This is a genomic window from Arthrobacter sp. ISL-95, from assembly GCF_018613695.1.
Taxonomy (GTDB): domain Bacteria; phylum Actinomycetota; class Actinomycetes; order Actinomycetales; family Micrococcaceae; genus Arthrobacter.
Map to the genome: position 1 here is coordinate 1 of NZ_JAGGPR010000013.1, position 26009 is coordinate 26009.

Below are 26009 nucleotides of genomic sequence, written 5' to 3' on the forward strand. Positions count from 1 at the left end.
AAATCAGCAGCCTCAACAAACCCCAACAACCGCACCCCACCGGCCGCGGACAAGCGTGCGGAGTCCAGAAGTGCAGCGGCGTCTTCAAGAAGTCCAGTCAGCTCCGATCCCGAAACCGCAACGGGTTCAGGACGCTGCGTGTGCGGACGTTGGATCGGCAGATCAGGATCCGGGCTAGATTCGGTCCATGCTTCCCGCCGTGGGCCGGACACCGATCCGGCATCGTTTTCCGAAGCGTCTACCCCCGGGCCGCCCGTGGTTCCGGTGTCTGTACCGTTGACCGGGCCAGTACCGTTGAGTCGCCCAGCGTCCTTGTGTTGCCTCTCGCCGTCGAACCGGCCAGCACCGTTGAGCTGCTTTGCACCGTTGAGCCGACCAGTACCGGTGGCCTGTCCAGCGCCGTGGAAATGTTCGATCACGGTGATGGGCGCCGTCGAATCCGCGCACCCGGCCTTGACCAAGTACGGCATGTTCGCAACTCGCTGTGACCGAACCGCAACCAGTGCAGCAACAGCAGGGGACGGTTCCGCCCATGATGCCATCAACTGCGCCAGTTTCTCCATGAATAAATCATTTCATTGGGGTCTGACATTTTTAGCGGGGCATTGAATGACGGCACAAACCTCGCGACAAAAAGAACGACGCAGACATGCATTCAGACGGAGGTCAGAGCCGCCAGAGCCATCTGTTCCAGGATGGGGCGGGCTGACTTCACGGCGATCTTCCTGCCGTGATGGCGCACTGAGTGGGGCGTGGAGTTGATCAAACCAAAGGCTGCGTGTGCATGGACCCGAAGTCCGGAAATATCCGCGCCGGTGTGGATCCGTGCCAAGACGTCCACCCACGTTTCGACGTAACTGCGCTGCAGGGACCTGACCTCTGCTTGGTCAGCTTCGCTGAGGCTGCCGAAGTCCCGGTCCTGGACCCGAATGACGTCAGGATTACTGAGGGCGAAGTCAACCTGGAACCGGATCAACCCTGTAAGAGCGGAAAGGGGGTCCTCTGATTCCGCTACCACTGATAATCCGCCGTCCAGCAGGTCCCGGCTGACGCTGAGGAGAAGTTCGCCGAGGACCGCTTGCTTGCCGGGAAAATGCCGGTAGACGGCGGGTCCGCTGACGCCTGCCGCTGCTCCGAGGTCTTCAAGGGACACTCGGGTGAAGCCATTCTCGGCAAACAGTCCGGCAGCGGCGGATAACAAAGCCAGCCTGCGGAGCTCCTTTGCTTGTCCGCGTTGTGTAGCGGCGGCTCGGGTGCCGTTGATGCTTGCTTCCTGACCTCCGGTCACGTTTTCCTCCTTGCGCCAAGGTGGGCCCAGCGCTTGTGCCACCGACTGTGCTGGACATCACAGTTAATAAAGACTAACCTAAATTTCAGTTACATGGCACTAACCGAAATGGCCTGTGGCCGGGAATGGAACAGGGGTCGATGGAGACAATTTCCAGCCTGACGGGAGCCACCGCCGGCACCTTTGAAGCTAACCAAAAGGCGCAGCTTTCCTTGGTGGAGGAATTGAGGGAGCGCTTGGCGACGGCAGCCCTGGGCGGTCCGGCCAAGTCCCGGGAGCGGCATATAGCCCGGGGGAAACTTCTGCCGCGGGAACGGATCGACTACTTGCTCGATGATGGCAGCCCGTTCCTTGAGATCGCGCCCTTGGCTGCCAACGGCATGTACAACGACGATTCACCGGGCGCCGGGGTTATCGCAGGCATTGGCCTGGTCCATGGCCGCCATGTTCTGGTGATCTCCAATGACGCCACGGTCAAGGGCGGCACTTACTATCCCATGACGGTGAAGAAACACCTCCGGGCTCAAGAGATCGCCTTGGAGAACAAGCTTCCCTGCATCTACCTTGTGGATTCCGGCGGAGCTTTCCTGCCCAAGCAGGACGAGGTCTTCCCGGACAAGGAGCACTTTGGCCGGATCTTCTACAACCAGGCCAAAATGTCCGCGGCCAAGATCCCGCAGATCGCCTCCGTCATGGGATCGTGCACGGCAGGCGGCGCCTACGTACCGGCCATGAGTGATGAGACGGTCATTGTCCGGAACCAGGGCACCATCTTCCTGGGCGGGCCGCCCCTGGTGAAAGCAGCCATCGGCGAGGTCGTCACCGCAGAGGAACTGGGCGGCGGCGACGTCCACTCAAGGATTTCCGGGGTCACGGACCACCTGGCCGAGAACGACCAGCACGCCCTGGAGATCGTTCGGGACATCGTGGCGACGTTGCCGAAGCCGGCGCAGCCGGCATGGGACGTGTCCGACGTCGTCCTGCCGCCCGTCGTCGACCCTTCAGGGATCTACGGCGTGGTTCCTACGGATGTCAATGCCCAGTACGACGTCCGGGAAGTCATTGCCAGGCTGGTTGATGGATCGGAATTCCACGAGTTCAAGAAGAACTACGGCACCACCCTGGTGACCGGGTTCGCGCACCTGCACGGCCATCCGGTGGGCATTGTGGCCAACAACGGTGTCCTCTTTAGCGAGTCGTCCTTGAAGGGCGCTCATTTCATCGAGCTCTGCGATCAGCGGGGCATTCCCCTGATCTTCCTGCAGAACCTCTCCGGTTTCATGGTGGGTAAGGACTACGAGCAGGGCGGCATCGCGAAGAACGGCGCCAAAATGGTCACGGCGGTGGCTACGGCCCGAGTGCCCAAGCTGACCGTGGTGATCGGTGGGTCCTTCGGCGCCGGCAACTACTCCATGTGTGGCCGGGCCTATTCGCCACGGTTCCTGTGGATGTGGCCGGCGGCCCGCATTTCCGTCATGGGCGGAAATCAGGCCTCCAGCGTCCTCGCAACGGTCAAAAGGGACCAGTACGAGGCAGCAAGCCAGGAATGGTCCGCCGAAGATGAGGAAGCCTTCAAAGCCCCCATCAAGCAGCAATACGAAGACCAAGGAAGTCCCTATTACTCCACTGCGCGGCTCTGGGACGACGGCATCATCGATCCCGCCGATACACGGCGTGTCCTGGGCATGGCCCTGGACGTCGTCTCCCGCCAACAACTGCCCGAGACCTCTTTCGGTCTCTTCAGGATGTGACCATGACCCTGCCAACTGTGACCACAGCATCGCCGACCCCGGCGGTGGAAGACCGAACCTTTGATGCAGTCCTTGTTGCCAATCGTGGCGAGATTGCCTGCCGCGTCATCCGGACCCTGAAGGACATGGGCATCCGCTCCGTTGCCGTCTACTCGGACGCCGACAAGAATGCCAAGCATGTGGCCCTCGCCGATACCGCCGTCGCCATCGGTGGTACTGCACCCGCCGAGAGCTACTTGAAGATCGACGCCATCATCGACGCGTGTCGTCGTAGCGGCGCGGAGGCAGTCCACCCGGGCTACGGCTTCCTGTCCGAGAACGTGGAGTTCGCCAAGGCGCTGGATGCGGCGGGCATCACTTTTATCGGACCCGGAATTGGTGCCATTGAGGTCATGGGCGACAAGATTCGTTCCAAGAACCACGTGATGGCTTACGACGTCCCCTGCGTTCCGGGCATCGCACAACCAGGACTTAGCGACCAGGAACTAATCCGGGCGGCATCGGGAGTTGGATTCCCCCTGCTGATCAAACCGTCCGCAGGCGGCGGCGGCAAAGGCATGCACGTGGTGGAAAAGCCGGAGGACATGGCCTCCACGCTCGTCACGGCGAGGCGCGTCGCAGCGTCTGCTTTTGGCGATGACACTCTGTTCCTTGAGCGTCTCATCCGGACCCCTCGCCACATCGAGGTCCAGGTCCTGGCGGACAACCACGGCAACGTGATCCACCTCGGCGAGCGCGAGTGTTCACTCCAGCGACGCCACCAGAAGGTCATCGAAGAAGCCCCGTCCGCGCTCTTCGAATCATTGCCCAACGGTGCTGAGGAGCGGGCCCGGATTGGCGAGGCGGCCTGTAATGCGGCCCGATCGGTCAACTACAGTGGCGCGGGAACCGTGGAGTTCCTGGTCTCCGACGAACACCCCGACGAGTTCTTCTTCATGGAGATGAATACACGGCTGCAGGTAGAGCACCCTGTCACCGAGATGGTTACGGGCATCGACCTCGTTGAATGGCAGGTGCGGATCGCCGCCGGTGAAGTTCTCACCGTGGCGCAGTCCGACGTCGTGCTTAAAGGTCATGCCGTGGAAGCGCGCGTCTACGCCGAAGTGCCCGAGCGGAACTTCATGCCGTCCATGGGGCGGATTGTGGCGCTCGCAGAGCAGGGTGCCCCCAATGCGAACGTCTCGGGGCAGCAACCGGCGCATGCGAAGGTGCGGATCGATTCTGCCATGCGGGACGATTTGGAGATTACCGGGGACTACGACCCCATGCTGGCCAAAGTCATCGCATGGGGTGAGGACAGGGGAGCGGCGCTGGACACGCTCGACGCTGCGCTGGGCCGCTACACGTTACTGGGCGTGGACACGAATGTGGAGTATCTGCGGTTGTTGATCAATGACCCCGAGGTCCGGGCCGGGCACCTCGATACTGGACTGATCGAGCGCAGGCTGCCGTCCATGACGTTCCGGCATGTTGGTTCCGTTGAATTTATCGCCGCAGCCCTCACACTCTGGCTCGAGCGGACAGGTTCTGCGCTCGCAGGCCACGCTTGGGAGGTTCCTGATGCTTGGCGCGTCGGCGGCCGCGGCGCGTGGACAGCCACCTTCGGTGTTCCAGGCCGTGGCATTGCCACGGTGTCAATTACCGAGGAGGACGGCACCGTGACGGCAAGGGTCGACGGCGGCAGTCCGGTCAACGTCAGGGTGGCGGATCGCCGTGATAACAGGATCGTGGTGGAGTTCGACGACGGCCCCGTCACCTTCGCGGTTGGCGCCGCACCGGGCGGACGCCACGGTGTCCACGAGCTTTTTGTGGGCAACGATGGATGGTCCTGCAGGCTTGAGGTCCTGAACCGGGCCGAGCGTCTGCGGCGGATGCTCGCTGGGATTCAGCGCGAAGAGGGGACAGCGGACCCGGAGGTGCGTTCACCGATGCCCGGAACGGTTGTCTCGGTGTCCGTAGCCGACGGAGACACGGTGGAGGAGGGTCAGGCGCTCCTTGCCGTCGAGGCCATGAAGATGGAGCACCAACTGGTGGCGGCCGTTGCCGGAACCGTCCATCTCACCAGCAAACCAGGCGACCTTGTCAAAGCCGACCAGGTGCTCGCCACCATTCATGTACACGTAGAGACCATCAGCACAGACGAGGAAGTCAAGCCATGAGCACCTTTGAACTAAATGAGGAGTACCAGGACCTGAGTGACTCCGTCCGCGAGTTTGCCGACGAAGTGGTGGCCCCCGTCTCCGCCAAGCACGACGAAGAGCACAGCTTCCCCTACGAGGTTGTTAAGCAGATGGGGGAGATGGGCTTGTTCGGCCTGCCGTTCCCCGAGGAGTTCGGCGGAATGGGTGGGGACTACTTCGCCCTTGCCTTGGCGTTGGAGCAGTTGGGCCGCGTTGACCAGTCGGTGGCCATCACCCTCGAAGCCGGGGTATCGCTGGGCGCCATGCCCGTGTATCGCTTCGGAACGGACGCGCAGAAAGAAGAGTGGCTGCCGCAGCTGGCGTCCGGACGTTCCTTGGCTGGTTTCGGCCTGACGGAACGCGAGGCAGGTTCGGATGCGGGTGGCACCAAGACCAGCGCCCATTTGGATAACGGTGAGTGGGTCATCAACGGCAACAAGGAGTTCATCACCAATTCCGGCACGGACATCACCACGCTGGTCACCGTCACGGCTGTCACGGGTCAAGAGGAGAACGAAGACGGCAGCATCAAGAAGGAAATCTCAACCATCCTGGTGCCCACTGACACGCCCGGATTCCGGGCGGAAAAGCCGTACAACAAGGTGGGCTGGAACGCGTCGGATACGCACCCGCTGACCTTGGATAACGTCCGCGTTCCCGAGGCAAACCTTCTGGGGGAGCGCGGCCGTGGTTATGCGAACTTCCTGTCCATCCTGGACGAGGGCCGCATCGCCATCGCCGCACTGGCAACGGGCGCCGCCCAGGGCTGTGTAGACCTGTCCGTGAAGTACGCCAAGGAGCGCAGCGCGTTCGGGCAGAACATCGGCAAGTATCAGGCCATCCAGTTCAAGATCGCGCGGATGCAGGCAAGAGCCCACACGGCCCGCCTCGCGTACTACGATGCCGCCTCAAGGATGCTGGCAGGCAGGCCGTTCAAGACCGAAGCGGCCATCGCTAAGATGATCGCAGGCGAGGCAGCCATGGACAACGCGCGGGACGCCACCCAGGTGTTTGGCGGCTATGGCTTCATCAACGAATTCACCGTGGCACGCCATTACCGTGACTCCAAGATCCTTGAAATCGGGGAGGGCACCACGGAGGTCCAGTTGATGCTCATCGCCCGCGAGCTGGGTCTGTAACCGTACGAAAAGGATCAAGAATGATTGACAAGGTTGTTGCCAGTGCCGCGGTAGCGGTGAAGGACATCCCGGACGGTGCCTCGCTGGCCGTCGGAGGTTTCGGTTTGTGCGGTATCCCTGTTTCGCTGATCGATGCCCTCCACCAGCAGGGCACTACTGATCTCGAGACGGTCAGCAACAACTGCGGCGTGGATGATTGGGGTCTTGGCATTCTCCTGAAGGATGGTCGTATCCGGCGGACCATCAGCTCTTACGTCGGCGAGAACAAAGAATTTGCCCGGCAGTACCTTTCTGGGGAGCTGGAAGTAGTCCTCACCCCCCAAGGCACGCTGGCCGAGAAGCTGCGCGCCGGAGGTGCAGGCATCCCGGCCTTCTACACTAAAGCCGGTGTGGGCACTCAGGTGTCCGAGGGCGGTCTTCCGCAGAAGTACGACGCCGACGGGAACGTTGCGATTGCATCCTCCCCTAAGGAGGTGCGTACTTTCAACGACGCGGACTACGTGCTGGAAGAGTCCCTGACACCGGACTTCGGCCTGGTCCATGCCTGGAAGGGTGACCGGCAGGGCAACCTCGTTTTCCACGCGACGGCAATGAACTTTAACCCCCTCTGTGCCATGGCGGCAAGAACCACCATTGCCGAAGTGGAGGAGCTGGTGGAGCCTGGCGAGTTGGACCCTGAGCACATCCACACGCCGGGGATCTTCGTTCAAAGGGTGGTGGTGGCAACGTCCAGCGAGAAGCGGATAGAAAAGCGGACGGTCGCTCTGACGCCCAATGCGGCAACAGACCAGGCAAAAACAGCCCAGTCAGGAACAAACCAGTCCGGAACAGACCAGGCAGGAGCGGAACGGTGACCGACAACTCGTACCACGATATCCCTCCCCGTCCCGAAGCCGTCCGGCACGAGTACCGTCGCGCCGACGTCGAACATCACGAAGCCAAAGGCTGGACCCGCAACGAGCTTGCCGCCCGAGTTGCTCAGGAGCTGGTCAACGGGCAGTACGTGAACCTGGGCATCGGCATGCCCACCCTGATCCCCAACTACATTCCCCACGGCGTGGAGGTCATTCTTCACTCCGAGAACGGGATCCTTGGCGTCGGCCCTTACCCGGCTGAGGACAAGGTTGATCCGGACCTGATCAACGCGGGCAAGGAGACAGTTACCACCAACGCCGGGGCTGCGTTCTTTGATTCGGCGGCGTCCTTCGGCATGATCCGCGGCGGGCATGTGGACGTGGCTGTCCTCGGAGCGATGGAAGTGGCGGCGAACGGGGACCTCGCAAACTGGATGATCCCCGGCAAGATGGTCAAGGGGATGGGCGGTGCGATGGACCTGGTATTCGGCGCCAAGAAAGTCATTGTCATGATGGAGCACGTGGACCGTAACGGCCGTCCGAAAATCGTCCAGGATTGCACCTTGCCTCTGACCGGCAAGGGGTGCGTGGACCGGATCATCACGGATTTGGCGGTCATTGATGTGGTCAAGGACGAAGGTGACCCTCGGTTGGTCCTCCGTGAGTTGGCCCCCAACGTCACTCTTGATGACGTGTTGGCCGCCACCGGTGCCGAACTGTTCGAAGAAGACCAGGAGCTCACCGTATGACGCGAGTTGTTGAGCAGCGCGGACTCTATTTCGACGAGCTCGAAGAGGGCGTGATTTATGCGCATAAGCCTGGCCGCACCGTCACCGAGACGGACAATGTCCTCTTCACCACCATGACCATGAACACCCAGGCGCTGCATTTGGACGCCGCATGGAGTTCCGGGCAGCCTTTCGGGCAGCGGCTCATGAACTCCATGTTCACCCTGTCCACCATGGTGGGGCAGTCCGTGACGCAGCTGACGCAGGGCACCATCATTGCGCAGCTCGGGCTGACTGATGTCACTTTTCCGCACCCGCTGTATCACGGCGATACCCTGTACACGGAGACAGTGATCACGGGAAAACGGCTCTCGTCCTCCCGCCCGGGTCAAGGCGTGGTGACCATGCAGCACACGGGCCGCAACCAGGACGGGGCAGTGGTGGCCTTGGCAACCCGGACCTGCCTGATGTGGACCAAGGAAGCGCACGCTGCGCAGTGAATCCCGGTTAACGTCGTCTCCAGTACTTTTCAGCACCCAGCAGCAAGGATCTCTATGCGCTCTTCCGATGTGACCCCCTTCACCATGGGGCCGGCCCTCCTGTTCTGCCCTGCAGACCGTCCGGAGCGTTTCGGAAAGGCGGCTGATCGTTCCGACGCCGTCATCCTGGACCTTGAAGATGCTGTGGCTCCGGCGGACAAGCCGGGAGCCCGTGCGGCGATTCTTGAGCAAATGGGCACCGGCGGGCTGGACCCCCAGCGCACCATCGTTCGGGTCAATCCCGTGGGGACGCCGGAGTTCGAACTCGATCTTGAAGCCCTGGCCAAGACGCCCTACCGCACGGTCATGCTTGCCAAGGCGGAGGGCGCGGAGCAGCTCACGGCTCTGGAGGGGTACCAGGTCATCGCGCTGTGTGAAACGGCGGCGGGCATCGTCAACGCCTCGGCCATCGCCGCCGAGCCGAACGTGGTGGGCCTGATGTGGGGTGCCGAGGACTTGTTGGCTTCCCTCGGTGGCCTTTCCAGCAGGAACGACGACGGCGGGTACCGGGCTGTCGCTCTTCACTCACGCTCCGCTGTGCTGCTCGCCGCTAAAGCCGCAGGCAAGGAAGCAATCGACTCCGTTTACGTGAACATCCCGGACCTTGAAGGTTTGGTGGCTGAGTCGCGGGACGCCGTGGCCAGCGGCTTCGGAGCGAAGGCCTGCATCCACCCAAACCAGGTAGCGGTAGTGCGGGAAGCCTACGCGCCCACCGATGAAGCCGTAGCCCAAGCCATGGAACTCCTGGAAGCGGCAGCATCTGCAGGGACTGGAGTGTTCCAGTTCAAGGGCAAGATGATTGACGGCCCCATCCTCAAGCATGCCCAAGCGACACTTCGCCGGGCCGGGCACTGACGACGAATCCGGCCCTTGTTCGTCCCCCGCACCGTAGAACGGTGTGCAGAGCGGACAAAGGCCGGATTCGTTGGGAAGCAGAGCGCTAGGCGCGCACCGGCGTCGACAGTTCTGTCAGTTCAACCGCGGCGGGCCGCGAGGCCGTGCTCTTGATGGCCACCACCTGCCCGCTCTTGGCCGATTCCAGCACTGATTCCATGATGTCCAAGGCATGGAAGGCCAACTGACCGCCGGCACGTGGTTCCTGTCCAGCGGGCGTGTCGGCAAGGTCGGCGATGCCAAAGCCACGGCCCGAGTCCACATAGCCGGCGGAGACCGGCAGCGTCTTCCACTCCGAGGCACCGAGGGTGAATAACTGCACGTCGCCGTCGAAATGATTGGGGTCAGGGACGATCAGCGAACCGGTTTCACCGTGGATCTCAATGTTGGGGCTCTTGGTCTTGACGGCGTCGAAGCTCATGAACAAGGTGGACAAGGCACCGGATGCATGGACCAGGACACCGCTGACGTGCGAGTCGATGTCCACCGGAACCACCTGTCCCTGTCGCGGGCCTGAGCCGATGGTCCGTTCGCTGCGGGTGTGGCTGGCAGCGCCGACCACCGAAACCACGGGTCCCAGCAGCGTAACCAGCGCAGAGACGTAGTACGGGCCCATGTCCAGGAGGGGTCCACCGCCAGGCTGGTAGTAGAAATCGGGGTTCGGGTGCCAGCGCTCGTGCCCTGGTGTGGCCATGGTGGCCGTCGCTGAAACAGGTGCGCCGATCAGTCCGTCGTCAATGGCCTTGCGTGCGGTTTGAATTCCGGTTCCCAACACTGTGTCCGGTGCGCAGCCCACAGAGACTCCTGCCGCAGCGGCAGCATCCAGCACCTGCCGAGCCTCGGCCGTGGTGGCAGCCAGCGGCTTTTCACCGTAGACGGACTTTCCGGCTGCGATGGCCCTCAGGGCAATGTCAGCGTGAGCGGCAGGGATGGTGAGGTTCAGGACAAGTTCCACGTCATCAGCGGCCAGGAGTTCATCCACCGTCAGTGCCCGGACGCCGTCGTAGGAGTCGGCAACCGCCTGCGCCCTCGCCGGATCAAGGTCCGCAACGGCCACCAGGTTGATGGAATCGAGCCGCCGGAAATTGCTCAGGTATTGGGCAATGATGGCGCCGCAGCCGATGATTCCTACATTTACCGGCTTGCCCACAGCATGCCCCTTTCAATGATGGTGCGGACGTTGCTGTCCTGAAGGATTTCCACGCGGTGGCCCGGGGTGCAGACGAAGATTTTGCCCTTGCCCCACTGGCGGGTCCAGATGGCTGGAGATACCACCTCGCGGTTCCACGGGTCCCACTCGCGCACTTTTTGGGTAGTGGTGGCCAGGACATCGATGTAGTCATCGGACAGGACCCAGTATTGTTCGGTGACGAGGTCGAAGTCGCCGATTCCCTGAGTGATGGGGTGCTCTGATGCGGCGGGCAGCATGTTGACGGTGTAGGGAACGTAGTTGTCTGACTGCTCACCGATTCGCTCGTCAGCGTGCTTGCCGGGGTGGCAGGCGAACTGGCCGCCGATCAGGTGCAGGTAGTCCGAGTTGTTGCGGTAGGAATCAGCGATCCCGCCATGCCAGCCAGCCAAGCCGGTGCCGTTTTCAACGGCAGCGCGCAGACCCTCGAACTCGTCTTTCTCGATGGTGGTCATGGTCATGCATTGCACGATCAGGTCCACGCCCGCCATGTAGTCGGGGTCGGCGTAAATCTTGGGGGATTCCTCCACCCGGACCTCGTAGCCGTTGTCCTTCAGGTAGGGGATGAACAGCTCTGTGGCTTCCACCGGCTGGTGTCCGTCCCAGCCGCCGCGAACCACCAGCGCTGTCTTATTGATGCTTGTCATGGTTTCCTTCGTTTCGGGGCGTATTTCAGTGGGTTACACGTTCTGCCAGCGGCTGGCATTCTCTGCGCTGTCTTCTACCGCGGCGAGCACCTTTTGCACCTGCAAAGCATCAGCGAACGACGGCGTGGGCTGCTCGCCTGCGCCGATGGCAGTGACGAGGTCCACCACCTGGTGCGTGAAGCCGTGCTCATAGCCGAGGCCGTGACCGGTGGGCCACCAGTTGGCGGTGTAGGGGTGGGACGGTTCGGTGACCATGATCTTGCGGAAACCGGCATCAGGTTCCAGCGCGGAATCGTAGAACTGCAGCGAGTTCATGTCTTCGAAGTCAAAGGCGATTGACCCCTTGGTGCCGTTGAGTTCCAGGCGCATGGCGTTCTTGCGTCCCAGGGCGAAACGGGTTGCTTCGAAGATGCCGATCGGCCCGGCAGGTGTCCCGCGGCCCGAACCGCCCGAGGCCGTGTCAGCACCGGCGTCGTGCTTGGCCTCGAACCGGGCGGTGAATAGCGCAGCGTCATCCACTGTCACCGGACCACGCGGACCATCTGCACCGCCGTTGCCACCCAGGCCCACAAAGTCACCGCCCACCGGGCGCTCCTTCACGAAGGTCTCCAGCAGTGCCGAGACCCCGGTGATGTTCAGCCCTGTGATCCACTGGGCGGCGTCGATGCTGTGCGCGCCGATGTCACCGAGTGAACCGGATCCGGATTTGGACTTGTCCAGTCGCCAGGTCAGCGGAGCATCGGCGTCACTGAGCCAGTCCTGAAGGTACTGTGCGCGGACGTGTCGGATCTCGCCCAGGCGGCCGTCGTCCACCATCCGTTTGGCCAGTGCCAAAGCAGGGGTGCGGCGATAACTGAAGCCACACATGGAGAGCACTCCCCGTTCGGCCGCCGCCTGGGCCACCAGTGTCATCTTTTCGGCTTCTTCCACCGAGTTGGCCAACGGCTTTTCGCAGAGGACATGTTTGCCGGCCTCGAGCGCTGCGATGGCTATTTCCGCGTGGGTGTTGCCGGGAGTGCAGATATCGATGAGGTCGATGTCGTCGCGTTCAATGAGACGCCGCCAATCGGTCTCGGTGGACGCCCAGCCGTATTTGCCGGCTGCTGCCCGCACACCTTCCTCGTTCCGGCCTGCGACGGCGGTCAGTTCCGGAGCCAGGGGAAGGTCAAAGAAGCGCGGTGCGGTCCGCCAGGCGTGCGAGTGGGCGGCGCCCATAAAGGCATAGCCCACCATGCCCACACGCAGGGGTTGAGTCTCTGTCATGGGAGGTCCCTTCTAATTGGTATTACAGGGCTACTTGCTGAAACCTGCGGTGAGGCCGCTGAGCAGCTGTCGGCGCGCCACGACGTAGATCACCAGCAACGGAAGCGTGGCCAGTACCACGGAGGCGAGCACCGCCGGGATGTTGACGCTGAATTCACCTTGGAAGGTCCACAGTGACAATGGCAGAACCCTGGTGTCGGGGCTTTGCGTGAGGATCAACGGGAACAGGAATCCGTTCCACACGTGGAGTGCGTTGTAGATGCCTACCGTGATCACTGCGGGCTTGGTCATGGGCAACGCCAAGCGCCACATCATGGCCCAATCAGAACAACCGTCCAGGCGCATCGATTCAAAGAGCTCGTTGGGAACATCCCGCATGAAGTTGGAGAGGATGAGCACCGATACGGGGATCGCGAACGCAATGGAGGGCAGGATCAGTGCCAACAAGGTGTCGTACATATGAGCCTTGGTGATCATCCAGTAGATGGGAATGATGGTTGCGTGCAGCGGAATGGCCAAGCCCAGGAGGAAGACGTTGTTGGTCCAGCTAAGGAACCTTCCCTTGCCGCGCACAATGGCGTAGGCGGCCATAAAGGCGACGAAGAGCGCCGGAACCACACTGCCAACGGTGACGATGAGGCTGTTGGTGAAGTACTTGGCAAAGTCGTTCTCCAGGACAAGCTTGTAGTTGTCCAGGGTCGGCTCTGACGGTGGCAGCATCGGGTTGGACGTGAAGAACCCCGCTTGGTTCTTCAGGCTGGTGATCACCACGTAGTACACCGGCACAATGATGATCGCCAGCCAGAGCCAGCCGCCCAGGCCGCCCAGGAAGTTCGGCCGCGAACGGCCAAGCTTGGGGGGCCGACGGCGGGTGGTTACCACTTGCGGCAACGCCGCCGGTGTTGTGGGCAGTTGTGTGGTGGAAGCCATTACGCACCTTCCAATTGGCTGGCGTTGCGGTTCTTTCCGCCGAGTCGTTGCAGAAACAGGGCCAAGGCCAGTCCGATGACAACGAGGATGACGCCCAAGGCGCTCGCCGCCCCCATATCGTTCGCTTTGAAGCCGGTGAGGTACATGTGCAGCGGCAGAAGCCTGGTGGAGTAGCCGGGTCCTCCGGCTGTCAGCACAAAGATCAAGTCGAAGTACGCCAAGGATCCCACCACCATGAGGGTGGAGGAGGTGATCATGGTGTATTTCAGCTGCGGCAACGTGATGTTGAAGAACTGCTGGACGCGGCCGGCGCCGTCAATTTGCGCAGCTTCGTACAGTGAGGCCGGAATCTGTCGAACGCCGCCTTGGTAGATCAGGGTGTGGAAGGGCACGAATTGCCAAGCAATCACGAAGACCACCACGAACAGCACCAGATCCGAGTTGCCCAACCAGTCCTGTGCAAGGAAGGGGAGCCCCAAGCCGGGGCCGAGGCCGAAGTTCGGATCCAGCAGCGCCTTGAAGGCGATGGCCACGGCTGCTGAAGAGAGGAGCAGCGGCACGAAGTAGAGGACGGCCAGTGCTGCGCGGTACTTCTGGCTGGCAGCTGTGAAGACGCCAAGCAGAAGGCTGATGGGTGCCTGGACAATGAAGGAGAAGAACATGATCTTGGCCGTCACCAACAAGGCGTTACCCGTGACGGGATCAGCCAGGACAGTGTTCCAGCTGGACAGTCCGTCCAGTTTGATCTCGCCCAGGCCGTCCCAACGGGTAAAGCTCAGGAACAGGACTCCCAGGAGCGGGAGGATGGCGAAGAGCATGAAGAATGCCAGGGCAGGGACGGCCAGCCACCCCGACGGACCTTTTTCCAGGGTCCGTCGGGTGCCCGTGGTGCGTCCGACGCCCAACTCCTGTTGCGGAGTGGTGGTAGTTGCCGACACCGTACTACTTCCCGATCGTCGCGTTCATAGTGGAAGCGAACTGCTCGGGAGTGATCTTCTTCAGGAAGATCTGGTCGAGGTTGGCCAGCATGGCGTCTCCTTGGGCGGGGCTCAGTGCCTGGTCCCAGGAAAGCGTGAAGTCCGGGGCGTCCTTGGCCATGCCATATACGTAGGTCAGGAAGTCCTTGTCAGGGGAAGCTGCGAGCTTGTCTTCAATCCCGGTGACCACAGGTACAGCTCCTGAGTTGATGAGGCTTTGGACGTTCTCATCGTTGAACATTCCGTCCTTCACGTATTCCAGGGCGGTTTTCTTCTGGTCTTCCGTGGCTTTGGAAGACACGGACCAGAAGTTGGACGGGTTTCCCACAACGTTTGCCGGGTCACCCTTGCCGCCTTCAACGGTGGGGAAGGGGGTGTAACCGAGCTTGCCGCTTGAAACGAAGTCTGCCGCGTCCTTCTTCATTCCCTGGTAGATCCAGCTGCCCTGCAGGATCATGGCGGCCTTGCCTGTGTACAAGAGGGCTTGGTCTGCGTTGCTGTCAGCGGCAATGGAGGAGAAGCCGTTGATGAAGCCGCCGGCGTCCACCAGTTCCTGGATCTTGGTCAGAGCCTCTATAACTGCGGGGTCGGACCAGGCGTCCGGCTTGTTGGCTGCGATGTTTGCGAAGACTTCCGGACCGCCGATCCGGTCCACAAGGTATTCAAGCCACATCAGGTCCGGCCACTTGGACTGGCCGCCCAGGGAAAAAGGTGCCACGCCGGCATCCTTGAACTTAGGCACCAGCGCCATCAACTCATCCCAGGTCTTGGGCGGTTCTGCGCCGATCTTTTCGAAGACTTCCTTGTTGAAGTAGAGCACCACGGGCTGCACCTTGTTGTTGGGGAGTGCATAGGTCTTGCCGTCGATTACGCCGCTTTCAAGGATGGAGGGAAGGTAGCGGCTTTGGACGTCAGGGTTTTCTTTGAGGAACCCGGTCAGGTCATCCACCTGGCCGGCATCGACGTAGGACTTCAGGACCCCGCCACCCCAGCCATACACGAGGGTGGGTCCTTGGCCGGCGCCGACGGCGGTGCGGACCTTTGTCTTGTAGGCGTCGTTGGCAAAGAAGTCGAGCTTGATGGCGGAGTCGGGGTGCGACTTGTTCCATGAGTCCACGGATGCTTGGAACACGGGCTGGTCACCACCGGTCAGTCCCCACATGGTTGCCGAGTCCGTCGAGGCTCCTGTTCCGGCCGGACCTGAGGACCCGCAGGCTACGAGTGAGATCGACAATGCGGCTGCAGAAACGGCCATTCCGGCGGTGCGCAACTTGAGATTATTCATGTGCAGTTTCCATTCGTCCTTCGGGCTCGACGCTGTTGCCCGGTTGTGCGTGTAAAAGCCGCACTTCGCGGTCTGAGGATCAACTTCGATGCCCAGCTCCAGCAACTTTTCGAAATGTTTCGGAAGTTCTTTCGGAAGTGCCAACCAAACTTAGCCGTGACCCGCGTCACCGTCAAGGCCGAATGCGGGTGAACTTCGGCGCTCTGGTCGTTCGGTTGACGTGATACCTCGCCCCCATGCACACTGTCAGCATCCGAAACTTTTCGAAAGCGGTAGCCGTGAGTCCAGAAGAACGACCCTCAAAAATGACCCTGTCCGCGGTCGCGCAGGAGGTAGGGGTGTCCGTGCCTACCGTGTCCAAAGTGGTCAACGGGCGCGAGGACGTGGCTCAGGGGACCCGTGCCCGGGTTCTGGCGGCCCTGCAGCGAACCGGGTACAAATCACCCTTCCAGCGCAAGGGCAACCCTGTCCAGCGGACCGTCGAAGCGGTGTTTGATTCTCTGAACTCGGCCTACAACATGGAAGTCCTCAAGGGAATCATGGAGCAGGCCAACGTCTCTGACATGGAAGTGATCCTCTCCGTGACCGGATTACAGGCAGCGCCGCCGCTGGGCCCGGAGGAACGTGCACAGCGCATGGTCGATGAAGGCCGCAGCGGCATGATCGTGGTGACCTCGGCGTTCGGGACAGCGCAACTCGAAGCCTTCCAGAGACGCCAAATCCCCATCGTGGTGATCGACCCCCTGAACCCGCCACCGGCTGATCTGTACAGCGTCGGCTCCAGCAACTGGGCTGGTGGGAAAGCCGCTGCTACGCACCTTCTGGGGCTCGGGCATCGACGCATTGCCTACATTGGGGGTCCTGCCACCGCCGAATGCAGCCAAGCCCGGCTCCACGGCTACATGGCCGCACTGATGGCAGAAGGGATCACCGTGGAACACGAATACGTTTCCGCTGGCCAGTTCCGGCCCGAGACCGGTGCAGCTGCCTTCAAATCCTTGGTGGCACTGGAAGATCCACCCACGGCAGTCTTCGCCGGAAGCGACAGCATCGCCATGGGCGTCCTGGCCGAGGCGCGCAGGCAGGACATTCGGATCCCCGAGGAAATGAGCCTCGTCGGGTTCGACGGAACCTACCAGGCCGAAGAATCCACGCCGCCCCTGACCTCGGTGAGCCAGCCCCTTCAAGAGATAGGGCGTTCTGCGTTGAACTTCATCCTTCGCCAGATGCAGGGTGAAGAGATCGACTCCCGACGCGTGGAGCTGGCAACCCATCTGGTGGTTCGTGAGTCCACGGCGCCGCCCCGGGAACCGGCCTCACCCGGTAAGTCGGCGTCCCGGCTTTAGATGCACCGGTGGGACAGCGTCATACAGCAGCACCCGCACCCAACGCTGTCCCGTCCCGCGGTACTCCTCACGGCTGGCGAAACGGTAAAGATAGCTCCGTGCACGCACCCAACGGGGGCGTTCGCCGTCGAACGGGTCCTGGCGAAGCAGCCCAAGCGCAGCTTTATCAGCCTCCAGCAGCCTGTCCAGGAACGCGTAAAACCAGTCCTCGTGGACAGTCCGCAGCGGCAAGAACCACATGAGCCAATCCAAGCGCAGATGGTACGGCGCCCACTGCCGGGGGAGCCGACGAACATCGCCGGGCTTGCCCTTGAATCCGTACTCCAACCATCGCTCATCCGGCGCCTGTGGATCCTCATCCATGGTGCCCTCAACCACGATCTCAATGCGCTGCTTTGTCACCGTCCCGAAAGCACCATAGGCATTGACCAAGCGCCAGCGGCTGAAACTGGCGTTCATCAGCTGCCGCTTGGAGAAGAGGTTCAGGAGCGGACGGTAGCTGAACACCACCAATAGAACGGTCACAAGCACGACGACGGCGAACCACCACACGGGGGTATCGGCACCCTGATGCCACTCCAACGGGATGAACGGAAAAGCAGCATGGACCACGGGGTCGCTCACGGCAGCGAAAGCCAGGACGATTGCCACCCAGTTCAGCCACGCGAAGTTTCCCGTACCCACCAACCACAGCTGCGTCGCGATGATGATGCCGGCAGCGATGCTGGCCAGCGGTTGGGGCGCGAAGAGGAAAAACGGCACCACCAGCTGCGCAAAATGGTTGCCGACCACTTCCACCTTGTGCAGCGGGAGCGGCAGGAGGTGCGCCTGCCTGCTAAGCGGCCCCGGCATCGGCTGAGTCTCATGGTGGTAGAACATCGCCGTCATGTCCCGCCACTCGTGGCCGCCGCGGATCTTGATCATGCCGGCACCGAACTCCAGCCGGAACACCAGCCACAGAATGAGAACCAGGATGGTGGCCGGTGGGGGAGTCTGGTCCGAACCGAGGAAGGCCACAGCGAAGCCGGCTTCGAGGAGAAGGATCTCCCAACCAAAACCGTAGAACGTCTGGCCCACGTTCACGATCGACATATAGAGGAACCACAGGGCAAGGAAAGCCAGCATGGGCAGCCATGGAGGGCCCGCTTGGGGGAGGCCGATGAGCAGCAGAATGGACACCCCGATGCCCGTCCAGCACACAGCCCGGAGCAGCGAGTCGGAGTAACGCCACCGGAACAGCGTAGGCCGGCCCAGCCGACGGGCCATATCCAGGAAAGCCGGTACCGGCAACAGCCCGCGCTCGCCGAGGAGTGCCGGGAACTGGTTCACCGTGGAGAGGAAGGCAACCGCGTACAGCGCGGCTGTGCCACGCTGCAAAACCTGCCGGGCAAATTCGTAATCCCTCGCATCGAACCAGGACAACCACTCCACCATTCCACGGTACGCACGGGAGGTGAATGGTCAAGCGGTGTCGACTTTCCACATACGCCCCCGTCCGTTCGCGGCCCCCGGCAGTGGCAGGGATACTTAAGTCATGCAACCGCGCAAGATCGTCATCCTCGGGTCCACCGGTTCCATCGGCACACAAGCGATTGACGTCGTCGATGCCGCACCACACCGTTTCGAAGTGGTGGCTCTGAGCGCGGGCGGAGGGAACCTTGAACTCATTGCCCAGCAGGCAGTGCACACCAGGGCACAAGCTGTGGGCATCGCCCAGGGAGATCCTGCAGCCCTTCGGCAACTGATTGACGCCGCGGCCGCCGAGGCCCGCGTAAGTAACTTCGCTCCGGAGATCTATTCCGGGCCGGACGCCTCCACCCGGATCGCAGCCATTGAGTGCGACGTCGTCCTCAACGGCATCACCGGTTCCATCGGGCTGGCACCTACCCTGGCTGCCCTTGGTACAGGAGCCACTCTGGCACTGGCCAACAAGGAATCGCTGATCGTTGGCGGCGCCTTGGTCAAAGCCGCCGCCGGTCCCGGCCAGATCGTCCCCGTTGACTCAGAGCACTCCGCCATTGCCCAGTGTCTTCGGTCGGGTACTGAACAGGAAGTTGAAAAGCTGATCCTGACAGCCTCCGGGGGACCCTTCCGTGGCCGCACGCGGGAGCAGCTTAACAACGTGACGCCGCAGGAGGCTCTGGCCCACCCCACTTGGGACATGGGCCTCATGGTTACCACAAACTCGGCCAGCCTCGTCAATAAGGGCCTGGAAGTCATTGAGGCACACCTGTTGTTCGATGTTCCCCTGGACAGGATCGATGTTGTGGTCCACCCGCAGTCGGTGGTGCACTCCATGGTCCAGTTCGTTGACGGCTCCATCATCGCCCAGGCATCACCGCCGGACATGCGCCTGCCGATCGCACTCGGGCTGGGTTGGCCGGACCGGGTTCCGCGTGCCGCCCAGGCATGCGACTGGACCCAGGCCACCAGTTGGACCTTCGAGCCCTTGGATAGCGCGGCATTTCCGGCCGTGGACCTCGCCAAGGACGCAGCCAAGCAGGGCAGCACCTTCCCCGCTGTGTTCAACGCTGCCAATGAGGAGGCGGTGGAGGCCTTCCACGCCGGGCGCATTCGCTTCACGGACATTGTGGATAACGTTGAGTCCGTCCTCAGCGAACATTCAGGCTCTTCCGAGCTAACGGTGGAGTCAGTGCTGGATGCTGAGAGGTGGGCACGCGCCCGAACCCTTGATCGTTTAGCCAGCAGCGCCCTGTAGCTCACAACTTTTACGGAAGCAGTCCCACCGGCATGAGTCCCGTCCTTCTTTTCATCCTCGGAGTCGTCTTCGTCGCGATCGGCGTAGCTGCCTCCATCGCGCTGCACGAGGTAGGTCACCTTGTCCCCGCCAAGCTGTTCAAAGTGCGCGTCACCAAGTACATGATTGGTTTTGGACCCACCCTGTGGTCCCGGAAGAAGGGTGAAACCGAGTACGGCTTCAAGGCGCTACCGTTGGGCGGATACGTGTCCATGATCGGTATGTATCCGCCGAACAAGGAAGACGGCGCCGTTAGGCCCTCCAGCACAGGCATGTTCCAGACCCTCGCCACTGAGGCGCGGTCCATGGCGCACGAGGACGTGGGGCCCGCCGACGAGAACCGCGTCTTCTACAAGCTCCCCGTCTGGAAGAAAATCATCGTCATGCTCGGCGGGCCCGCCATGAACATGCTGATCGGGTTGATACTGCTGGCCGTCCTGCTCATGGGCTTCGGCACAGCCCAGGCAACCACCACCATTGCGGACGTTTCCAAGTGCCAGGTTGCCGCAGGGGCAACCGTGGACCCCGATTCTGCCGATTGCAAACTGACCCCGGCCGCAGCCGCGGGCCTCCAGCCGAATGACACCATCACTTCCTTCGACGGGAAAGCCGTCACCAGCTGGGACGAACTCACCAGTTGGATCCGGGCCTCCGCCGGAAAAGACGTTCCCGTCACAGTGACGCGCAACGGATCCACCATGGAAACCACCGTGACGCCAGTACTGTCCTCGCGGCCAGTGGTCGGCGCCGACGGCAGGGCCGAACAAGACGCCAACGGGGTGCTGAAATACCAGGAGGTCGGATTCCTGGGTATCGGACCCCAAACCGCATTGGTTCCCCAACCGGCGTCGACCGTTCTGCCCATGGCCGGAGAGAACATCAAGCAGATCTCCGGTGTGATCTTCAACCTACCGGCCAGGGTGGCAGGGGTGGCGAAAGCAGCCTTCAGCGAAGAGCCCCGTGACCCCAACGGGCCCATCAGCGTGGTGGGTGTCGGCCGGGTCGCCGGCGAAGTAGCGGCAATGGAACAAGTACCCCTGCAGGCCCGGATCGGCACTTTGATCGGGTTGCTCGCAGGACTCAATTTCGCGCTGGCCATCTTCAACCTCATCCCGCTCCTGCCTTTGGACGGCGGGCATGTGGCCGGGGCGCTCTACGAAGGTGCGCGACGCCGGGTGGCCAAGCTGTTGGGCAAACCAGACCCGGGCGCGTTCGACATCGCCAAGCTGCTGCCAGTCACGTACGTCGTGGCAGCGCTGCTCATGGCCATGGGTGCGCTCTTGATCTACGCGGACATCGTGAAACCCGTGAACATTTTTGGCTGAGCAGTGAACATTCCTGGCAAAGGTGTGAGCATTCTTAGCTGAGCAGGCGGGATAGGCTAGCTCCATGACTGTTTTCGCTGTTGAGTACGTATACGTTGCCGACTCTGGCGCCCTCCGCGACGAAGCCCGCCCTGCACACCGTGCCTGGCTTGGTGACCTGGCCGAGGAAGGCAAACTGCTTGCCAGTGGTCCCTACGGTGACGGAGCCGGCGCTCTGCTGATCTTCAAGTCCGCCGACGAAGCCGAACTCAATGACCTCCTCAAGCAGGATCCGTTCGCTGAAGCCGGCGTCATCGCCGGCATCCGCACCACGGAATGGGCCCCCATCATCGGCGTCCTGGCTGCCTACGCGTCCTAGTCCGGACGTCCTCCACCACAACGATCCACCCCAACCCAAGGAGTCCACGTGACCTCGGTCAGCCTGGGAATGCCAGCAGCCCCACCCCCCGTCCTTGCCCCGCGCCGTAAGACGCGGCAGATCAAGGTTGGCTCAGTTGGCGTCGGTTCTGACTCGCCCATCAGCGTTCAGTCCATGACCACCACCCCCACCACGGATATCAACGCAACCCTCCAGCAGATCGCCGAACTGACGGCTTCCGGATGCGACATCGTGCGCGTTGCCTGCCCGTCTGCCGACGACGCCGAGGCACTGCCGATCATTGCCCGTAAGTCCCAGATTCCCGTGATCGCGGACATCCACTTCCAGCCGAAGTACGTCTTTGCCGCAATTGAAGCCGGCTGCGCTGCCGTCCGGGTGAATCCGGGCAACATCCGCAAGTTCGATGACCAGGTCAAGGAAATCGCTGCGGCTGCACGGGACCATGGAACGTCCATCCGGATCGGCGTCAACGCAGGCTCCCTTGAACCCGGCATCATGAAGAAGTACGGCAAGGCCACCCCTGAAGCCCTGGTTGAGTCCGCCGTCTGGGAAGCCTCCCTCTTCGAGGAGCACGGCTTCCACGACTTCAAGATCTCCGTCAAGCACAACGACCCCGTGATCATGGTGGCCGCATATGAGATGCTCGCCGAACAGGGCGACTGGCCCCTGCACCTTGGTGTGACAGAAGCCGGACCGGCATTCCAGGGCACCATCAAGTCGGCCACGGCTTTCGGTGCGCTTCTGTCCCGCGGCATTGGCGACACCATCCGCGTTTCCCTCTCCGCTCCTCCCGTCGAGGAAATCAAGGTGGGCAACCAGATCCTGCAGTCCTTGAACCTGCGCCCGCGCAAGCTCGAGATCGTCTCCTGCCCCTCCTGTGGCCGCGCCCAAGTGGACGTGTACACGCTGGCCGAACAGGTGACCGCAGGTTTGGAAGGCATGGAGATTCCGCTGCGCGTGGCAGTCATGGGTTGCGTCGTTAACGGGCCCGGCGAAGCGCGCGAAGCGGACCTCGGCGTGGCCTCCGGAAACGGCAAGGGCCAGATTTTCGTGAAGGGCGAAGTCATCAAGACTGTGCCTGAGAGCGAAATTGTTGAGACACTGATCGAAGAGGCCATGCGCATCGCCGAAGAGATGGGGGAGGCCGATGGCGAAGATGCTGTCAAGGGTAGCCCCGTGGTTAGCGTCTCGTAACGAGAACGGCTTGGGAGTCAGGGTGCTCGGCAGTGCCGACACCCTGGCTCTTCGCGCGCTTGCAAGTGAAGATGCTGTGGCGAACGTGTTCATCCTCGCCCATTTGGAAAGCACCGGTTCAGCAGGGCCCACCAGCGGTGGTGCCTGCATATTTGGAGTTTTCGACGGCCAGACGCTCCTCGGCGCGTGCTGGGCGGGTGCCAACCTGGTCCCGGTGCAACTCGATCCCGGCCTTGCAGGTTATGTGGCTACCGCTGCCCACGAGACAGGTCGCCGTTACGCGTCCATTTTTGGTCCGGCCGAGACGGTGATGGCCATCTACTCGCGCTTCGAACAACTGGGCCACGCTGCCCACGAAGTCCGTTCCCAGCAGCCGCTGCTGACCATCTCCGGGCCGCCGGTCATCGGCGCCAACCCCGCGCTGACCTTCGGCACCATGGCGGACTTCGATCGTATTCTGCCCGCCTGCGCCGCCATGTTTGAAGAAGAGGTGGGTTACTCTCCCTTCCTCGGAGGGCAGGAGTTTTACAGCAGGCGAGTCGCAGGGCTCATTCGGGAGGGCCACTCGCTGGTTCACATCGACGCCCACGGCACTGTGGTCTTCAAAGCCGAGCTGGGGGCGGTCACGCGGGACGTCACACAGGTCCAAGGCGTGTGGATGAACCCCGAGCTGCGGGGGCGCGGCCACAGCGGGGGTTACATGGCCGCCGTCGTAAACCTCTCGCGAACCTTCGCGCCCGTGACGAGCCTTTACGTCAATGACTACAACAGCAAAGCCCGGGCCACCTACGAGCGGGTGGGCTTCGAACAAGTGGGAACCTTCGCCACGATCCTGTTCTAGGCCGCGGAGTTCATCAAGTGGCCACAACGGCCGGCTACTGGGATGAGTCCAGGTTCCCCGTGAGGTAGCGCTGGATGGTGGGCGCAACCCAGCGGACCACGTCTTCCTGATCCGCCGAGGCCAGCGGCTCAAGCCGAATCACGTAGCGGACCAGCATCAGCCCCACCACCTGTGTTGCCACGAGATTGCCGCGATTGCGTACTTCTTCGACCGTCCCGGGCAGTCCTGCCATGATCCTGGACAGGATGGTGCGGTTCACCATTTCACGCATGAGTGCCGTCTTGGCCTTGGAGCCTATGGTTCCCCGGACGAAGGCCACGAGGCCGTGCTGGGCGGGGCTTTCCCACAACCGCAGTACGGCCCGGACGATTGCCTCTGCCCTCACTGCGGGGTCGAGGCTTTCGACGCCGGCAAGAACCTCTGCCGGGTCGGCGGGCAACTCTACGCTGGCGGCGAAGAGCTCATCCTTGCCCCCGAAAAAGTGGTGCACCATGGCCGGATCCACCGATGACTCCCGGGCTACCTGCCGCAAGCTGGTCCCTTCGAAACCTTGCTCGGCAAAGAGTTTCCGTGCAGCGGCGAGGATAGCTTCCCTCGAATGATCTCCGGCGCTTCGGCGGCCTCGGCGCGCTTGGGGGAGGCTCATCGGGTTTGTCGTCGGAGGGTCAGCGATGCCAGGACCAAAACTCCCACCACGATCCCGCCCATGATCAGGGCGTCTTGCCACATGGTGCCTGTGGCGTCGGCATTTCCTGCGATCTCCTTTAAGGCATCCACGGAGAACGTGAGCGGCAGAACACCGGAGATCGCTTCCAGGACCTCGTTCATGTCCTCCCGCGCCACGAACAAGCCGCACAACAGGATCTGCGGGACCACCACCACCGGCATGAACTGCACGGCTTGGAACTCGGTGCGGGCAAAGGCCGAGCACAGGAGTCCGAGGGCGACGCCCAGGACTGCGTTGATGACGGCAATCATCACCACGAAGCCGGGGCTTCCCTTGATGTCGAGGTCAAAAACCCAATAGGCAACAGCTGTCGCCACCAGGGACTGCAGGGCAGCCATGATGGAGAAGGCCAAGGCATAGCCGAACAGCAGGTCTGCCTTGTGGATGGGTGTGGTCAGGAGGCGTTCCAGGGTCCCGGACGTGCGCTCCCTCAGCATGGTGATGGAAGTGACCAGGAACATGACCACGAAGGGAAAGATGGCCAACATCATCAGGCCGACGCGGTCAAAGGTGCGGGGAAACCCTGGTGCAAGTGTTTCGTTCTCGTAGAGGAAATAAACGGCGGTCAGGAGCAACGCGGGCACCACGAGGATCAGTGCTACGCTCCGGTGGTCGTGTCGCAGCTGCCCCAAAACCCTCGTTGTGGTGGCAACTGTCATGCGGAAATTCATGACGTCACCTGGCGTTCTTCCTGGCCACGGTCGGCGGCTTTGATGATGGCTAGGAAAGCCCGCTCCAGATCATCGCTCCGCCCGCGTTCGGCCAGTTCCCCGGGAGTCAGTTGGGCCAGCAGCAGGCCCTCGCGCAGGAGCAGCAGCGAGGAACAATGGGATGCTTCCTCCATCACGTGGCTGGAGACCAGCAGGGTTGTTCCGGCCGCCGCCATGGCGGCGAAGCGCTCCCATAGCTCGGCCCTCAGCACCGGATCAAGTCCAACGGTGGGCTCGTCCAGCACCAACAGTCTCGGGTGTGCAACCAAGGCGCATGCCAGTGAGACCCGGCTGAATTGTCCGCCGGACAGGTCCGCTGCTTTGTGTCGGGCAAATGATCCAAGCCCGACGGCGGCAATCGCTTCCGCGGTATCCGCCGCCGTCGCGCCGTGCATGGCGCCGAAGTAGCGCACGTTCGCTTGGACGCTCAGGTCCCCGTAGACGCTGGCACCCTGGGTGACGTATCCGACGTCGTGCCTGAGCGGCGCGCTGCCGGCCGGGTGGCCCAGGACGGTGACGTTTCCCCGGGTGATTCGCTGTACGCCTACGATTGCCCGCATGAGTGTTGTCTTGCCGCTGCCGGAGGGGCCCAGGAGTCCTGTGATCCGGCCGGCATCAACTGCAAAGTCCAAACCATTGAGGATCTTGCTGCGGGAGCGGGCCACGTAAAGCCCTGTCGCCTCAATGGCTGCTGGAAGGGGCGTCATTCGGGCCTCCGGTTTAGGCTCCACTAATTCACCAGGTGATGAATTAAAAGTAAGGCCGGCGCACGGCAGGGTCAAGGGCCGCTGCCCCGGCACAGCAGGCAATCCTTGAAAATGTGTCTGCGATCACATAGGTTCTTTCCCAAGCCGTGTCGTTGGGGTGCGGGTGGTACAGGGGGAATCATGATCAAGACCTTGACGGGCGCCATCGGCGGCCAGGCCATCCGTGAGCTCGGCAGTGACCATTGCTTCCCAGCCGCAGGCGATCCCGTTCCGCTGGAGGGTACGGCGATCTAGTCCCCGGACAGAGCCTGCGGCCGGCCGGCCTCAGAGCCACGCCATCGCAGGATGACCAGCCGGT

The 26009-nt window shown here is 62.2% G+C and carries 24 protein-coding genes and 1 pseudogene; 13 read left to right on the top strand and 12 right to left on the bottom strand.

Going from position 1 to position 26009, the window contains the following annotated elements; translation table 11 throughout:
* Together J7I86_RS16765 and J7I86_RS16770 are read right to left on the bottom strand one after the other, a co-directional pair.
* Positions 1-563 (bottom strand): annotated as a pseudogene (locus J7I86_RS16765) (hypothetical protein); the annotation flags it as partial.
* Between the two features lie 92 nt (positions 564-655).
* Positions 656-1288: a TetR/AcrR family transcriptional regulator gene (locus J7I86_RS16770; RefSeq protein WP_214821616.1), complete on the bottom strand. Its 633-nt coding sequence runs from the start codon at positions 1286-1288 to the stop codon at positions 656-658.
* Between the two features lie 140 nt (positions 1289-1428).
* Between J7I86_RS16770 and J7I86_RS16775 the strand changes: the two genes are divergently transcribed.
* Genes J7I86_RS16775 through J7I86_RS16805 form a run of 7 tightly spaced genes read left to right on the top strand, consistent with a single transcriptional unit; the run spans position 1429 to position 9334 of the window.
* Entirely contained in the window at positions 1429-3039 is a 1611-nt protein-coding gene (locus J7I86_RS16775) for a carboxyl transferase domain-containing protein (RefSeq protein WP_214821617.1), read from the top strand.
* 2 nt (positions 3040-3041) lie between these two features.
* Positions 3042-5198 (top strand): biotin carboxylase N-terminal domain-containing protein, encoded by a 2157-nt coding sequence (locus J7I86_RS16780; RefSeq protein WP_214821618.1) that lies wholly within the window; start codon positions 3042-3044, stop codon positions 5196-5198.
* Positions 5195-6358, top strand: coding sequence for an acyl-CoA dehydrogenase family protein (locus J7I86_RS16785; RefSeq protein WP_214821619.1), 1164 nt, complete (start codon positions 5195-5197; stop codon positions 6356-6358). The genes J7I86_RS16780 and J7I86_RS16785 overlap by 4 nt, the downstream gene beginning before the upstream one ends.
* 20 nt (positions 6359-6378) lie before the next feature.
* On the top strand, positions 6379-7212 hold the full coding sequence (locus J7I86_RS16790; protein WP_214821621.1) for a CoA transferase subunit A: 834 nt from the start codon (positions 6379-6381) through the stop codon (positions 7210-7212).
* Positions 7209-7961, top strand: a complete 753-nt coding sequence (locus J7I86_RS16795; protein ID WP_214821623.1) for a CoA transferase subunit B — start codon at positions 7209-7211, stop codon at positions 7959-7961. Before J7I86_RS16790 ends, J7I86_RS16795 begins: the two co-directional genes overlap by 4 nt.
* Positions 7958-8440, top strand: coding sequence for a MaoC family dehydratase (locus J7I86_RS16800; RefSeq protein ID WP_214821625.1), 483 nt, complete (start codon positions 7958-7960; stop codon positions 8438-8440). The genes J7I86_RS16795 and J7I86_RS16800 overlap by 4 nt, the downstream gene beginning before the upstream one ends.
* Before the next feature lie 54 nt (positions 8441-8494).
* Entirely contained in the window at positions 8495-9334 is an 840-nt protein-coding gene (locus J7I86_RS16805; protein WP_214821627.1) for a CoA ester lyase, read from the top strand.
* Positions 9335-9419: 85 nt separating this feature from the next.
* On the opposite strand, the gene J7I86_RS16810 is transcribed toward J7I86_RS16805, so the two are convergent.
* From J7I86_RS16810 to J7I86_RS16835, 6 genes are read right to left on the bottom strand one after another with little or no spacing between them, the layout of a single operon-like run.
* Complete coding sequence (locus tag J7I86_RS16810; RefSeq protein WP_214821629.1) at positions 9420-10523, bottom strand: Gfo/Idh/MocA family protein; 1104 nt, start codon at positions 10521-10523, stop codon at positions 9420-9422.
* Positions 10508-11209 carry a ThuA domain-containing protein gene (locus J7I86_RS16815; RefSeq protein ID WP_214821630.1) on the bottom strand — a complete coding sequence of 234 codons (702 nt, stop codon included), beginning with the start codon at positions 11207-11209 and terminating at the stop codon, positions 10508-10510. Before J7I86_RS16815 ends, J7I86_RS16810 begins: the two co-directional genes overlap by 16 nt.
* A 33-nt stretch (positions 11210-11242) precedes the next feature.
* A complete protein-coding gene (locus J7I86_RS16820; RefSeq protein WP_214821631.1) occupies positions 11243-12472 on the bottom strand; it encodes a Gfo/Idh/MocA family protein in 1230 nt (409 codons plus the stop codon).
* A 30-nt stretch (positions 12473-12502) separates the two neighbouring features.
* On the bottom strand, positions 12503-13402 hold the full coding sequence (locus tag J7I86_RS16825) for a carbohydrate ABC transporter permease (protein WP_214821632.1): 900 nt from the start codon (positions 13400-13402) through the stop codon (positions 12503-12505).
* Complete coding sequence (locus J7I86_RS16830) at positions 13402-14340, bottom strand: carbohydrate ABC transporter permease (protein WP_214821634.1); 939 nt, start codon at positions 14338-14340, stop codon at positions 13402-13404. The genes J7I86_RS16825 and J7I86_RS16830 overlap by 1 nt, the downstream gene beginning before the upstream one ends.
* A gap of 4 nt (positions 14341-14344) precedes the next feature.
* Positions 14345-15664, bottom strand: coding sequence for an extracellular solute-binding protein (locus tag J7I86_RS16835; RefSeq protein ID WP_214821636.1), 1320 nt, complete (start codon positions 15662-15664; stop codon positions 14345-14347).
* Positions 15665-15969: 305 nt separating this feature from the next.
* On the opposite strand from J7I86_RS16835, the gene J7I86_RS16840 reads away from it, so the two are divergent.
* Positions 15970-17010: a LacI family DNA-binding transcriptional regulator gene (locus J7I86_RS16840; protein ID WP_286179937.1), complete on the top strand. Its 1041-nt coding sequence runs from the start codon at positions 15970-15972 to the stop codon at positions 17008-17010.
* Here J7I86_RS16840 and J7I86_RS16845 read toward each other — a convergent pair.
* A complete protein-coding gene (locus tag J7I86_RS16845) occupies positions 16981-18441 on the bottom strand; it encodes a lipase maturation factor family protein (protein WP_214821781.1) in 1461 nt (486 codons plus the stop codon). The genes J7I86_RS16840 and J7I86_RS16845 overlap by 30 nt on opposite strands.
* 103 nt (positions 18442-18544) lie before the next feature.
* Here J7I86_RS16845 and dxr point away from each other — a divergent pair, with 103 nt between their 5' ends.
* The 5 genes from dxr (at position 18545) to J7I86_RS16870 (ending at position 23507) form a co-directional block, all read left to right on the top strand.
* The gene (gene dxr / locus J7I86_RS16850; protein ID WP_214821639.1) at positions 18545-19729 is read left to right on the top strand and encodes a 1-deoxy-D-xylulose-5-phosphate reductoisomerase; all 1185 of its coding nucleotides are present in this window, start codon (positions 18545-18547) and stop codon (positions 19727-19729) included.
* 32 nt (positions 19730-19761) lie between these two features.
* On the top strand, positions 19762-21093 hold the full coding sequence (locus tag J7I86_RS16855; RefSeq protein ID WP_214821641.1) for an RIP metalloprotease: 1332 nt from the start codon (positions 19762-19764) through the stop codon (positions 21091-21093).
* Positions 21094-21157: 64 nt separating this feature from the next.
* Positions 21158-21451: a YciI family protein gene (locus J7I86_RS16860; RefSeq protein WP_214821644.1), complete on the top strand. Its 294-nt coding sequence runs from the start codon at positions 21158-21160 to the stop codon at positions 21449-21451.
* Positions 21452-21499: 48 nt separating this feature from the next.
* Positions 21500-22666, top strand: coding sequence for a flavodoxin-dependent (E)-4-hydroxy-3-methylbut-2-enyl-diphosphate synthase (ispG, locus tag J7I86_RS16865; protein WP_024820317.1), 1167 nt, complete (start codon positions 21500-21502; stop codon positions 22664-22666).
* A complete protein-coding gene (locus tag J7I86_RS16870; protein ID WP_214821782.1) occupies positions 22629-23507 on the top strand; it encodes a GNAT family N-acetyltransferase in 879 nt (292 codons plus the stop codon). Before ispG ends, J7I86_RS16870 begins: the two co-directional genes overlap by 38 nt.
* 34 nt (positions 23508-23541) lie before the next feature.
* Here the strand turns inward: J7I86_RS16870 and J7I86_RS16875 are convergent, their stop codons facing one another.
* From J7I86_RS16875 to J7I86_RS16885, 3 genes are read right to left on the bottom strand one after another with little or no spacing between them, the layout of a single operon-like run.
* Positions 23542-24153: a TetR/AcrR family transcriptional regulator gene (locus J7I86_RS16875; RefSeq protein ID WP_214821647.1), complete on the bottom strand. Its 612-nt coding sequence runs from the start codon at positions 24151-24153 to the stop codon at positions 23542-23544.
* The gene (locus J7I86_RS16880) at positions 24150-24893 is read right to left on the bottom strand and encodes an ABC transporter permease (protein ID WP_214821649.1); all 744 of its coding nucleotides are present in this window, start codon (positions 24891-24893) and stop codon (positions 24150-24152) included. The genes J7I86_RS16875 and J7I86_RS16880 overlap by 4 nt, the downstream gene beginning before the upstream one ends.
* A gap of 8 nt (positions 24894-24901) precedes the next feature.
* Positions 24902-25651 carry an ABC transporter ATP-binding protein gene (locus J7I86_RS16885; RefSeq protein ID WP_214821651.1) on the bottom strand — a complete coding sequence of 250 codons (750 nt, stop codon included), beginning with the start codon at positions 25649-25651 and terminating at the stop codon, positions 24902-24904.
* Between the last annotated feature and the right edge of the window lie 358 nt (positions 25652-26009).

What these genes read in the sequence shown, in the direction of transcription:
- J7I86_RS16790 (WP_214821621.1), top strand. Translation starts at nt 6,379, where the DNA reads ATGATTGACAAGGTTGTTGCCAGTGCCGCGGTAGCGGTGAAGGACATC.
- J7I86_RS16805 (WP_214821627.1), top strand. Translation starts at nt 8,495, where the DNA reads ATGCGCTCTTCCGATGTGACCCCCTTCACCATGGGGCCGGCCCTCCTG.
- J7I86_RS16775 (WP_214821617.1), top strand. Translation starts at nt 1,429, where the DNA reads ATGGAGACAATTTCCAGCCTGACGGGAGCCACCGCCGGCACCTTTGAA.
- J7I86_RS16825 (WP_214821632.1), bottom strand. Translation starts at nt 13,402, where the DNA reads ATGGCTTCCACCACACAACTGCCCACAACACCGGCGGCGTTGCCGCAA.
- J7I86_RS16870 (WP_214821782.1), top strand. Translation starts at nt 22,629, where the DNA reads ATGCTGTCAAGGGTAGCCCCGTGGTTAGCGTCTCGTAACGAGAACGGC.
- J7I86_RS16835 (WP_214821636.1), bottom strand. Translation starts at nt 15,664, where the DNA reads ATGAATAATCTCAAGTTGCGCACCGCCGGAATGGCCGTTTCTGCAGCC.
- J7I86_RS16860 (WP_214821644.1), top strand. Translation starts at nt 21,158, where the DNA reads ATGACTGTTTTCGCTGTTGAGTACGTATACGTTGCCGACTCTGGCGCC.
- J7I86_RS16840 (WP_286179937.1), top strand. Translation starts at nt 15,970, where the DNA reads ATGACCCTGTCCGCGGTCGCGCAGGAGGTAGGGGTGTCCGTGCCTACC.
- J7I86_RS16820 (WP_214821631.1), bottom strand. Translation starts at nt 12,472, where the DNA reads ATGACAGAGACTCAACCCCTGCGTGTGGGCATGGTGGGCTATGCCTTT.
- J7I86_RS16785 (WP_214821619.1), top strand. Translation starts at nt 5,195, where the DNA reads ATGAGCACCTTTGAACTAAATGAGGAGTACCAGGACCTGAGTGACTCC.
- J7I86_RS16880 (WP_214821649.1), bottom strand. Translation starts at nt 24,893, where the DNA reads ATGACAGTTGCCACCACAACGAGGGTTTTGGGGCAGCTGCGACACGAC.
- J7I86_RS16855 (WP_214821641.1), top strand. Translation starts at nt 19,762, where the DNA reads ATGAGTCCCGTCCTTCTTTTCATCCTCGGAGTCGTCTTCGTCGCGATC.
- J7I86_RS16815 (WP_214821630.1), bottom strand. Translation starts at nt 11,209, where the DNA reads ATGACAAGCATCAATAAGACAGCGCTGGTGGTTCGCGGCGGCTGGGAC.
- J7I86_RS16885 (WP_214821651.1), bottom strand. Translation starts at nt 25,651, where the DNA reads ATGACGCCCCTTCCAGCAGCCATTGAGGCGACAGGGCTTTACGTGGCC.
- J7I86_RS16800 (WP_214821625.1), top strand. Translation starts at nt 7,958, where the DNA reads ATGACGCGAGTTGTTGAGCAGCGCGGACTCTATTTCGACGAGCTCGAA.
- J7I86_RS16780 (WP_214821618.1), top strand. Translation starts at nt 3,042, where the DNA reads ATGACCCTGCCAACTGTGACCACAGCATCGCCGACCCCGGCGGTGGAA.
- J7I86_RS16875 (WP_214821647.1), bottom strand. Translation starts at nt 24,153, where the DNA reads ATGAGCCTCCCCCAAGCGCGCCGAGGCCGCCGAAGCGCCGGAGATCAT.
- dxr (WP_214821639.1), top strand. Translation starts at nt 18,545, where the DNA reads ATGCAACCGCGCAAGATCGTCATCCTCGGGTCCACCGGTTCCATCGGC.